The 10,071-nt window shown below is 70.8% G+C and carries 11 protein-coding genes, 1 tRNA gene and 1 pseudogene; 6 read left to right on the top strand and 7 right to left on the bottom strand.

The features are described 5' to 3' along the window. From HY68_RS04465 to HY68_RS04455, 3 genes are all read left to right on the top strand, one after another. On the top strand, positions 1 to 827 hold an 827-nt coding region (locus tag HY68_RS04465; RefSeq protein ID WP_063779615.1), incomplete at its 5' end, for a PHB depolymerase family esterase. 30 nt (positions 828 to 857) lie between these two features. Then, positions 858 to 2,432: an AbgT family transporter gene (locus HY68_RS04460; RefSeq protein ID WP_041984649.1), complete on the top strand. Its 1,575-nt coding sequence runs from the start codon at positions 858 to 860 to the stop codon at positions 2,430 to 2,432. A gap of 50 nt (positions 2,433 to 2,482) precedes the next feature. Next, positions 2,483 to 2,556, top strand: a tRNA-Met gene (locus HY68_RS04455). 83 nt (positions 2,557 to 2,639) lie between these two features. Here HY68_RS04455 and HY68_RS04450 read toward each other — a convergent pair. The 3 genes from HY68_RS04450 to hisN all read right to left on the bottom strand — a co-directional run bounded on the left by HY68_RS04450 (position 2,640) and on the right by hisN (position 4,493). After that, positions 2,640 to 3,056, bottom strand: coding sequence for a Fur family transcriptional regulator (locus tag HY68_RS04450; RefSeq protein WP_063779614.1), 417 nt, complete (start codon positions 3,054 to 3,056; stop codon positions 2,640 to 2,642). Between the two features lie 92 nt (positions 3,057 to 3,148). Continuing rightward, positions 3,149 to 3,547, bottom strand: coding sequence for a CBS domain-containing protein (locus HY68_RS04445; RefSeq protein ID WP_041984645.1), 399 nt, complete (start codon positions 3,545 to 3,547; stop codon positions 3,149 to 3,151). 145 nt (positions 3,548 to 3,692) lie between these two features. After that, positions 3,693 to 4,493 (bottom strand): histidinol-phosphatase, encoded by an 801-nt coding sequence (gene hisN, locus HY68_RS04440; protein ID WP_041995131.1) that lies wholly within the window; start codon positions 4,491 to 4,493, stop codon positions 3,693 to 3,695. A gap of 130 nt (positions 4,494 to 4,623) precedes the next feature. Between hisN and HY68_RS04435 the strand changes: the two genes are divergently transcribed. Then, positions 4,624 to 5,214 (top strand): TetR/AcrR family transcriptional regulator, encoded by a 591-nt coding sequence (locus tag HY68_RS04435; RefSeq protein ID WP_078863422.1) that lies wholly within the window; start codon positions 4,624 to 4,626, stop codon positions 5,212 to 5,214. Here the strand turns inward: HY68_RS04435 and HY68_RS04430 are convergent. From HY68_RS04430 to HY68_RS04415, 4 genes are all read right to left on the bottom strand, one after another. Next, a complete protein-coding gene (locus tag HY68_RS04430) occupies positions 5,180 to 5,503 on the bottom strand; it encodes a multidrug efflux SMR transporter (RefSeq protein ID WP_041984642.1) in 324 nt (107 codons plus the stop codon). The genes HY68_RS04435 and HY68_RS04430 overlap by 35 nt on opposite strands. Positions 5,504 to 5,594: 91 nt before the next feature. Next, positions 5,595 to 6,605 (bottom strand): ribosome small subunit-dependent GTPase A, encoded by a 1,011-nt coding sequence (rsgA, locus tag HY68_RS04425; protein WP_041984640.1) that lies wholly within the window; start codon positions 6,603 to 6,605, stop codon positions 5,595 to 5,597. Positions 6,606 to 6,609: 4 nt separating this feature from the next. Continuing rightward, the gene (aroA, locus tag HY68_RS04420) at positions 6,610 to 7,980 is read right to left on the bottom strand and encodes a 3-phosphoshikimate 1-carboxyvinyltransferase (RefSeq protein WP_041984638.1); all 1,371 of its coding nucleotides are present in this window, start codon (positions 7,978 to 7,980) and stop codon (positions 6,610 to 6,612) included. A 153-nt stretch (positions 7,981 to 8,133) separates the two neighbouring features. Next, entirely contained in the window at positions 8,134 to 8,847 is a 714-nt protein-coding gene (locus HY68_RS04415; RefSeq protein ID WP_198533386.1) for a M50 family metallopeptidase, read from the bottom strand. A 58-nt stretch (positions 8,848 to 8,905) separates the two neighbouring features. Here HY68_RS04415 and HY68_RS04410 point away from each other — a divergent pair, with 58 nt between their 5' ends. Then, positions 8,906 to 9,721: an SOS response-associated peptidase gene (locus HY68_RS04410; protein ID WP_041984633.1), complete on the top strand. Its 816-nt coding sequence runs from the start codon at positions 8,906 to 8,908 to the stop codon at positions 9,719 to 9,721. Positions 9,722 to 9,790: 69 nt separating this feature from the next. Beyond that, positions 9,791 to 10,071: pseudogene (locus tag HY68_RS44750) on the top strand (hydrolase); the annotation flags it as partial.

Below are 10,071 nucleotides of genomic sequence, written 5' to 3'. Positions count from 1 at the left end.
CCAGCGCTCCGCACACCATCAGCAGCGGCGGCCGGGAACGCGCGTACCGCCTGCATCTCCCGGCCGGGTACGGGACGAAGCGGGACTGGCCGGTGGTGCTCGCCTTCCACGGGCGCGGCAACACGGGGGCCGGTACCGAGGAGTTCTCCAAGCTGTCGACCCTGCCGGCCGTGGTCGTCTACCCCGAGGGTGTGATCGGCACGGGCGACGGTGACCGGCAGGCCTGGCAGGGCGCGCCCTACGCGGCGGCCGGCGTCGACGACGTCGCCTTCACCGGTGATCTGCTCGACCGGCTCGAAGCCACCCTGTGCGTGGACGAGCGGCGGGTGTACGCCACCGGTAAGTCCAACGGGGCGGGGTTCGTCAGTACGTTGCTCGCCTGCCGGATGGCCGACCGGATCGCCGCTGTCGCGCCGGTGGCGGCTGCCCTCTACCCGACCGGTGAGGAGTGCAGGCCCGCCCGCCCGATGCCCATGATCGACTTCCACGGCACCGGCGACGTGACGATCCCGTACGCCGGGGACGCCGACCGGGGCCTGCCCGCGATCGACACCTGGGTGGCGGGCAAGGCCGCGCTCAACGGCTGCCGGAGCCGCGCGAGCGTCCAGGTCATCGAGCCGGACATCACCGTCTCCCGCTGGAGCGGCTGCGACCGGGGCGCCGACGTCCGGCACGTGGCCGTCACGGACGGCGGACACACCTGGCCCGGCGCCGACAGCTACAGCGGTGGCGGATACACGACCCAGACCGTGGAGGCCGCCGACGTCCTGTGGGACTTCGTGCGCGACTTCCGTACGCCCCAGCCCCGGCCGCACCGCCACCACTGATCCGCCGACCCGAGCAAGGAGCCGCTCCCCATGACCACGTCGACCGCACCGCCGAACAGACCGGACGGGCCGCCGCCGCCCTCCGACGGGGCCGAACTGCCGCGCCTCGTCCGCGCGATGGCCGTCATCGAACGCGCGGGCAACGCCCTGCCGCATCCGTTCTGGCTCTTCTGGATACTCTCCGCGATCCTCGCCGTGGTGAGCGCCGTCCTGGCGGCGGCCGACGTCTCCGTGATCTCGCCGAGCGACCACAAGACCGTCGTCGTCCAGAACCTCCTCAGCGGCGACGGTCTGGCCATGGCCGTCTCCACCATGATCGAGAACTTCGCCACCTTCCCTCCCATGGCCACCATCGTCGTGGTGATCATGGGCGTCGCCGTGGCCGAACGCACCGGATTCCTTGACGCGTTGATGCGGGTCAGCGTCTCGCGGGTGCCGGCGTCGTGGGTCGTGTTCGCCGTCGCCTTCGCCGGGACGGTGGCCCATGTCGCCTCGGCCGCCGCGTACATCATTCTCGTACCGCTGGGCGGGCTGGCCTTCCGGGCCGTCGGGCGCTCGCCGATCCTCGGCATCGTGGTGTCGTACACGGCCATCGCCTCCGGGTACGACGCGAGCCCGGTGCCGACCCCCAACGACGCGATCTTCGCCGGTATCACCACGGCGGCGGCGAAGATCGTCGGCGGGGACGACGCCTATGTCTCGCCGCTGAGCAACTGGTTCTTCAACATCGTCTCGTCGCTGCTGCTGGCGGCGGTCATCACTCTCGTGACGCGGTTCGTACTGAGCCGCAGGCCGGACCTGGACGCCGATCCGGACGCCGACCTGGAGGACCTGGGCGCGCTCACCCTCAGCGCCAAGGAGCGCTCGGCGCTGCGCGCGGCCGTCATCACGCTGCTCGTGACGCTGGTGGTGCTCGTCGCCGCGATGGTGCCGGCGTCGTCGCCGCTGCGGGGCGAGGGCGGCAGCATCGTCGAATCGCCCTTCCTGGACGGGATCGCGGCGGTGGTGGCGTTCGTCTTCGGCCTGGTCGGCACTGTGTACGGGTACCGGTCGGGGTCGATCACCTCGGCGGCCGACGTCCCGAAGCTGATGGCGCAGGGCATCAGGCAGATGGCTCCGGTGCTGGTGCTGTTCTTCGCTATCGCCCAGTTCCTCGCGTACTTCGACTGGACCCGGATCGGCGATGTGCTGGCGGTGCGGGCGGCGGAGGCGCTGGAGCGCAGCGGGATGCCGATCGTGCTGGTCTTCCTGCTGATCCTGTTGCTGCTGACGCTGGTCAACGTGATGGTGACGAGCGGTTCGGCGATGTGGGCGCTGGCGGCGCCCGTCCTGGTGCCGATGCTGATGCTGGTGAGTGTCCCCGCAGAGACGACCCAGGCGCTGTTCCGGATCGCGGACTCGGGGTCGACGGCGATCACGCCGATGAGTCCGTACTTCGTGATGGCGCTCGGCTTCCTCCAGCGCTACCGCAAGAGCGCGGGGATCGGCACGCTCGCCTCGTACACGCTGCCGCTCGCGGTGGCGATGACGGTGGCGTGGACGGCGCTGTTCCTGATCTGGTGGGCGGTCGGCATCCCGCTGGGGCCGGGGGCGCCGGTGCGCTGAGAACGGCATTTGCTCTGGTCGGCGCCTTGACGTAACGTTCAGTTCAACGGCGCGGGGTGGAGCAGCTCGGTAGCTCGCTGGGCTCATAACCCAGAGGTCGCAGGTTCAAATCCTGTCCCCGCTACTGAAACAGAAGGCCCGGAACTCGAAAGAGTTCCGGGCCTTCCGTCATGAGCGTTCCGGGCATCCGTCATGCACGGCCACGTCTCAGGCCGAAGCGCACTCCGGGCAGGTGCCCCGGTAGGTGACCTCCACGTCCGAGACCGTGAAGCCGAAGCGCTCGCCGCTCGGCAGCTCGGCCAGCGGGTCGCCGGTCGGGTGCACGTCGCGGATGGTGCCGCACGTGGAGCAGACCAGGTGGTGGTGGGGGCGGTGCGCGTTCGGGTCGTAGCGCTTGGCGCGGCGGTCCGTCGACACCTCTATGACCTCACCGAGGGTGACCATCTCGCCCAGGGTGTTGTAGACGGTCGCCCGGGAGATCTCCGGCAGCCTGGCCACGGCACGCGCGTGCACCTCGTCGGCCGTCAGATGCACATGGTCGCCGTCGAGGACCTCGGCCACCACGCGCCGCTGCGCCGTCATGCGCCAGCCGCGTCCGCGAAGTCGTTCCAACAGGTCACTCATAGGGGCAAGCCTAACAGGGAGGCACCCCAGGTCCCGAACGAGTACGGCTTTGGATGCTTGCTCGACTTGGACAAAGTCCAATGTGGGGCGGCTCAGCCTGCCAGTACTGGCTGCACCGCGGCCGGGGCCCAGCAGCGGATGATGTCGCGTACGGAGACGATGCCGACCGGCTCCCGCTCGTCGAGCACGATCAGATGGCGGAAGCCGCCGTTCGACATGGCCCCGGCCGCCTCCTCCAGCGTCCAGTCCGGTGAGGCGAAGACGACGTCGGTCGTGGTGTGGGAGCACGCCGTCTCGGTGTCCGGGCTCTGGTCCTTGCCGATCGACACGAGAATGTCGCGTTCGGTGAGGATGCCGATCCCGCAGTCGTCGGTGTCGAGCACTACGGCCGCCCCGACATGGCGCTCGGCCATCAGTCTGGCGGCCTGCCGGAGCGTATGGGTGGGCCCGATGGTCAGAACCACCGAGGTCATTGCGTCGCGTACCAGCATGGCCGCAGCCACCTCCTGGAGTGGACCGCCTCGTGAGAAAGAATTCACAAGTTCACAAGTAGGGGACTCTTAGAGTGACACGCCTACGCGGAGTCAACAAGGGGGCGCACGGAGCAGGAGCGCACGCCCGGCGCCAGCGGCGCTGTCAGTAACGCTGGTTGAGATATCCGAGCAATTCCTCGTGCAGCACACCGTTGGAAGCCGCCGCGTTGCCGCTGTGCGGACCCGGGCGCCCGTCGAGGCCCGTGAAGTCGCCGCCCGCCTCCTGTACCACGATCGCGGTGGCCGCCATGTCCCACAGGGACAGCTCCGGCTCCGCGCACATGTCGACCGACCCCTCGGCGACCATCATGTACGGCCAGAAGTCACCGTAGCCCCGGGTGCGCCAGCAGGCCCTGGTCAGGTCCAGGAACCCGTCGAGCCGGCCCTGCTCCTCCCAGCCGCTCAGCGACGAGTACGCGAACGACGCGTCCTTGATCCGCGCGACCTTCGAGACCCGCAGCCGGGTCGCCGACGACAGGCTGCGGCCCGTGTAGGCGCCGCCGCCCTTCGCCGCCCACCAGCGGCGGCCGAGCGCGGGCGCCGACACCACGCCGACCACCGGCTCGAAGCCGCCCTCGGCGGCCACCATCAGCGAGATCAGCGTCGCCCAGACGGGCACGCCGCGTACGTAGTTCTTCGTACCGTCGATCGGGTCAACCACCCAGCGGCGCGGTCCCGTGCCCTCGATGCCGAACTCCTCGCCGAGGATCGCGTCGCGCGGCCTGGCGCGCTGCAACTGGCCGCGGATCAGCTCCTCCGCCGACTTGTCGGCCTCACTCACCGGAGTCATGTCCGGTTTGGTCTCGACCTTCAGGTCCAGAGCCTTGAACCGGTCCATCGTCACCGCGTCGGCGGCGTCGGCGAGGACATGGGCAAGGCGCAGATCATCGTGGTAGTCGGGCATGGTCGTCACAGTATCGACCGGTCAGGACCCCGGGCCAGCGGGCCCGCCCGAGGGTGGCTGCCGCTGCTCTTGACAGTGAGCGACGACGCGTCAACTCTGTGCGCAGAGCCGACCGGCCCCGGAGGCGCTGATGCCTGCTGCGCGTGAAGCCCTGTTGACCGCCGCACTGTCGGCGATCGGCGACCTGCCCTGGACCGCCGTCCGGATGGTCGACGTCGCGTCGGCCGCCGGAGTCTCCCGGCAGACCCTCTACAACGAGTTCGGCGGCAAGGAAGGGCTGGCCCGCGCGCTGGTGCGCCGCGAGGCCGACCACTATCTGCTCGGTGTGGAACGGCTGTTGGCGCAGCGCGGCGACGCGGGGGACCGGCTGGTCTCCGTCGCCGAGTGGACCGTCGGCGAGGCCGCTGCCAGACCCGTGCTGCGCGCGCTGCTCACCGGCTGCTGGGGGGACCGGCTGCCGGCGCCCCGGGCGGCCCGCTCGGCGCCCGCCGATCTGGTGGCGCTGGTACGGGACAGATCGGCCGCCGCGCTCGACCCCGAACCGCCGGACCACTGCGAGTTGGCGGTACGGCTCGCGCTCGCCCAGGTGGTCGCCCCGGCCGACGAGCCCGTCGGACGGCTCGTCAGATCGGCGATGGCGGCAGCACCCGTAGCGGACTCCCCAACGGAATCAGCGGCGGAAGCCGTCAGTGCGCCGAGCCCGAGAGCTGCAGACCGATGACCCCTATGATCACGAACGAGATCGAGACCAGCTTGAGCACCGAGACGACGTCGTTGAGGAAGATCATTCCGTAGATCGCGGTGCCCGCGGCCCCGATACCGGTCCACACCGCGTACGCGGGACCGACGTCCAGCTTCTTCAGAGAGAGCGTCAGCAGCCCGAAGCTGCCGAGGGCGAAGCTCGCGAAGGCGATCGTCGGCCACAACCGGGTGAAGCCGTGGGACAGTTTGAGACAGACGGCGAAGCCCGTCTCCAGGATTCCGGCGACCACAACCAGCAGCCACGCCATTGTTTCGATGCCTCCCCGTCGGTGACTGCTTCGTATCGCTTGGGTGCGATTATGCACTTACCAACGTCGGCGGGCCGCAAACGCCGGTCCGTCAGTCACCTTCGCGCCGCTCGCGCGTGGCGAGAAGCCGCCGCAGCGAATAGAGCCTGGCCGGGTCGGCGTGACCCTCCGCCACCCACGCGTCCAACGCACAGTCAGGTTCGTCATGGCTGCACGCCCGCGGGCAGTTCTCCGTACCCGGTACGAGGTCGGGGAAGGCGAGCACGATGCGCGAGGGGTCGATGTGGTGCAGCCCGAAGGACCGGATCCCCGGGGTGTCGATCAGCCAGCCGTCCGCCTTGGCCAGCGGCAGCGCGAGCGCCGACGTCGTGGTGTGCCTGCCGCGCCCCGTCACCGCGTTGACCAGGCCGGTACTGCGTTCCCTGTCCTTCGGGACCAGCGCGTTGACCAGGGTCGTCTTGCCGACGCCCGAATGCCCGACGAACGCGGTGACCCGGCCGTCGAGATACTCCCGCACCTGCTCGGCCGCCTCGCCGGTGGCCAGCTCGTCCCGCCGGGTCACGACGTAGCGGATCCCGAGCGTCCGGTAGATCTCCAGGAGCTCGTCGGGCGACTCCAGGTCCGACTTGGTCAGCACCAGCAGCGGTTCGAGCCCCGCGTCGAAGGCGGCGACCAGACAGCGGTCGATCAGCCGGGGGCGCGGCTCGGGGTCGGCGAGCGCCGTGACCACGGCCAACTGGTCGGCGTTCGCGACGATCACGCGCTCGTACGGGTCGTCGTCGTCGGCCGTGCGCCGCAGCACCGAGGTGCGCTTCTCGATCCGTACGATCCGCGCCAGCGTGTCCTTCTTGCCCGACAGATCGCCGACGAGACCGACCCGGTCGCCCACGACCGCCGCCTTGCGGCCCAGCTCGCGCGCCTTCATCGCGAGCACGGGCCGGTCGTCGACGAGACAGGTGAGCCGGCCCCTGTCGACGGTCAGCACCATGCCCTCGGCCGCGTCCTCGTGCTTGGGGCGGATGTTCGTACGCGGCCGGTTGCCCTTGGGATTGGGGCGCGAGCGGATGTCGTCCTCGTCGGGGTTCTTGCCGTAGCGGCGCATCGCGTCAGGCTCCCGCACCCGCGAGCATGTCGGCCCACATCTGCGGGAAGTCCGGCAGGGTCTTGGCCGTCGTCTCCACGTTCTCGATCTGCACCCCGTCGACCACCAGGCCGATGATCGACCCCGCCGTCGCCATCCGGTGGTCGTCGTACGTGTGGAAGACGCCGCCGTGCAGCGGGCGCGGCCGGATGTGCAGCCCGTCGGCCGTCTCCGTGACATCGCCGCCCAGCTCGTTGATCTCCTTGGTGAGCGCGGCCAGCCGGTCCGTCTCGTGGAGCCGCAGATGGGCGACGCCGCGCAGGGTGGACGGCGAGTCGGCGAGCGCGGCGACGGCGGCGATACCGGGGGTCAGCTCCCCGACCTCGCTCAGGTCGACGTCGATGCCGTGGATCCGTCCGGTGCCGCTGAAGGTGAGGCTGCTGCCCTCGGTGGTCGCCTCGAAGCGGCACGAGCCACCCATTTCGGTGAAGATCGCGCGCAGCGCGTCCCCGGGCTGCGTGGTGCGCACGGGCCAGTCGGGGACGGTGACCCGGCCGCCGGTGACCAGCGCGGCGGCGAGGAAGGGCTGCGCGTTGGAGAGATCCGGCTCGACGGTCAGGTCGCGGCCCAGCAGCGCGCTGGGGGAGACCCGCCACACGTCGGCCTCGCCGCCGGTCTCCGGCTCGTCGACCTGGGCGCCGACCGCGCGCAGCATGTCGACCGTCATCCGGATGTGCGGCATCGACGGCAGCGCGGAGCCGACATGCCGCACCTCCACGCCCTGGTTGAACCGGGCCCCCGACAGCAGCAGCGCGGAGACGAACTGCGAGGAGGCCGAGGCGTCGATCCGTACCGGACCGCCGTCCAGCGCGCCCGCGCCCTGCACCGTCAGCGGCAGGGCGCCACGGCCGTCGTCGTCGATCCGCGCGCCGAGGACCCGCAGCGCCTCGATGACGGCGCCCAGCGGGCGGACGTACGAGCGGGGGTCGCCGTCGAAGCGGACCGGGCCGTCGGCGAGGGCGGCGACCGGCGGCAGGAAGCGCATGACCGTGCCGGCGTTGCCGACGTCGACCGTGGCGGGGCCGTGCAGCCCCGCCGGGATCACCCGCCATGCCTCGCCCGTGCTGCCCGCGGTGCTCGCGGTGCCGGCCCCGCCCGAGCTGGACGAGACGGTCTCCTCGATGCCGACGCCCATCGCGCGCAGCGCGTCCGCCATCAGCAGGGTGTCCCGGGAGCGCAGCGGCCGGCGCAGCCAGCCGGGCTCGGCGGCCAGCGCGGCGAGGACGAGACCACGGTTGGTGACCGATTTGGAGCCGGGCACGGTGACCGTCGCTTCGACGGTCCTGCTCGCGTAGGGGGCGGGCCAGAGGGCGGGCTGCACGGAACTCTCGGTCATGCCTTCACTTTAGTGGCTGAGGGACGACCCTGATCCTGATCAAATACCCGGAAACCAGGACGTAACCAGCACGTACTCAGACGTAATCAGCGAGTGCTACGACGGAATCGACGGCCGGGCGCCGCAGAGACCCGCAAACAGCCGCAGAGCGCCTCAGAGCCCGAGCAGCCAGCGTCCGCCGCCGATCAGCGAGCAGAGCGAGACGGCGTGGAAGAGGAACAGCCACATCGCCGCCGGCGCACCGGTCAGCCGCGCGAGCTGGTCGGCGTCCGAGTCGGCGGCCCCGCCGCGCCGCCGCTTGGACTGGAGCTCGAACGCCGGGCGCACCCCGCCCAGCAGCAGGAACCACACGGCCGTGTACGCGAACGCCGCCTGCACCTGCGGTCCGGTCAGCCACGAGACCAGCAGGAAGGCCGCTCCGGTGACGACGACGGTGAAGACCCCGTACGCGTTGCGGATCATCACCAGCATCGCGATCAGCAGGACCGTCGCCAGCCAGAGGAACAGCGTGATGTGGTGCGCGACGAGCAGCCAGGCGCCGCCGAGTCCCAGCAGCGGCGGCGCCGTGTAGCCGGCCGCCGCCGTCAGCACCATCCCCAGCCCGGAGGGCTTGCCCCGGCTGACGGTCAGCCCCGAGGTGTCCGAGTGCAGCCGGATGCCGTCGAGTCTGCGGCCGGTGACCAGGGCCGTCAGCCCGTGGCCGCCCTCGTGCGCGATGGTCACGGCGTTACGCGATATTCGCCAGACCTGGTGCGGCACGACGACGGCCAGGGCGAGCACCGCCGTCACGTACACCACCCACTCGTCGGGCGCCGGCTGGCTGCCGAAGACGCGGTCCCACAGTTCGCCGATCGAGGCGGGGTCGATGCTGGCCATTTCTCCGGCGGCTCCTCAACAGGGTTTGCGTCGTGGCAGTCTGGCATCTATGTGCGGACGGTATGCGGCGAGCAGGCGGCCCGAGGACCTTCAGGGACTCTTCGGGGTGGAGAAGTGGGATCCCGAGGAGACCCTGGCGCCCGACTGGAACGTGGCGCCGACCAAAGAGGTCTACGCGATCCTCGAACGCGCCGTGAAAGACGCGAACGACCCCGCCCCGGTTCGCCAGCTGCGCACCTTGAAATGGGGACTCGTGCCGTCCTGGGCCAAGACGCCCGAGGGCGGCGCCCGGCTGATCAACGCGCGTGCCGAGACCGTGCACGAGAAGCCGTCGTTCCGTAAGCCCTTCCTCTCGCGTCGCTGCATCCTGCCGGCCGACGGGTACTACGAGTGGGTCACCGGCAGCGACGAGCGGCAGCTGGAGGAGCAGGGCAAGAAGAAGCGGCCGCGGAAGCAGCCGTACTTCGTCACGCCCGCCGACGGCTCCGTGATGGCGCTCGCCGGGCTCTACGAGTTCTGGCGCGACCGGACGCTGCCCGACGACCACCCGCGCGCCTGGTGGGTGACCTGCTCCGTGATCACCACGGAGGCGGAGGAGACACCGCTCGGTGTGGCCCCCGCCGAGGGGCCGGGTTCGCTGGCCGACATCCACCCCCGGATGCCGCTGATGCTGACCCCGGACCGCTGGGACGCCTGGCTCGACCCGGCCCGTACGGACCCCGACGAGCTGCGCGGACTGCTCGCGCCGCCGCCGGCGGGGCTGATGCGGGCCTATCCGGTCACCACGTCCGTCAGCAACGTCCGCAACAACGGACCCGAACTGCTGGAGGAGCTGGCGGCGCCGGAGGAGAGCACGCTGTTCTGAGCCGCCACCCGGCACGATGGCGCTGTGACAAGCGATTCCGTGCCAACCAATCCTGGGCCAACCAATCCCGTGACAAGCGTGACGAGCGTCGAGACACCGGCCGGACAGGCCAGGATCACCTGGCACCACGCCCGGCGCCCCTGGCTCGTCCTCGCCGTCAGCCATGGCGCGGGCGGCGGTATCGAGGCCCGCGACCTCCAGGCGCTCGCCGCCGCCCTGCCCGCGCGCGACCTCACCGTCGCCCTGGTGGAGCAGCCCTGGCGGGTGGCGGGCAAGAAGCTCGCTCCCGCCCCGAAGACCCTCGACGCGGGCTGGCGCGCGCTCTGGCCGGCGCTGGGCGCACCGGGACT

It is taken from the genome of Streptomyces sp. AcH 505, from assembly GCF_000818175.1.
Classification (GTDB): Bacteria; Actinomycetota; Actinomycetes; order Streptomycetales; family Streptomycetaceae; genus Streptomyces.
Note: the sequence above shows the minus strand (reverse complement) of the source record. Positions and strands in the feature narration are given on the sequence as shown.

Bases quoted from the DNA above. Each gene is read 5' to 3' on its own strand.
- HY68_RS04430 (WP_041984642.1), bottom strand. From the start codon at position 5,503: ATGGCGTGGCTGCTGGTTGTGGTCGCCGGAATCCTGGAGACGGGCTTC.
- HY68_RS04435 (WP_078863422.1), top strand. From the start codon at position 4,624: ATGCCTGCTGCGCGTGAAGCCCTGTTGACCGCCGCACTGTCGGCGATC.
- HY68_RS04445 (WP_041984645.1), bottom strand. From the start codon at position 3,547: ATGCTGGTACGCGACGCAATGACCTCGGTGGTTCTGACCATCGGGCCC.
- hisN (WP_041995131.1), bottom strand. From the start codon at position 4,493: ATGCCCGACTACCACGATGATCTGCGCCTTGCCCATGTCCTCGCCGAC.
- aroA (WP_041984638.1), bottom strand. From the start codon at position 7,980: ATGACCGAGAGTTCCGTGCAGCCCGCCCTCTGGCCCGCCCCCTACGCG.
- rsgA (WP_041984640.1), bottom strand. From the start codon at position 6,605: ATGCGCCGCTACGGCAAGAACCCCGACGAGGACGACATCCGCTCGCGC.
- HY68_RS04460 (WP_041984649.1), top strand. From the start codon at position 858: ATGACCACGTCGACCGCACCGCCGAACAGACCGGACGGGCCGCCGCCG.
- HY68_RS04450 (WP_063779614.1), bottom strand. From the start codon at position 3,056: ATGAGTGACCTGTTGGAACGACTTCGCGGACGCGGCTGGCGCATGACG.
- HY68_RS04410 (WP_041984633.1), top strand. From the start codon at position 8,906: ATGTGCGGACGGTATGCGGCGAGCAGGCGGCCCGAGGACCTTCAGGGA.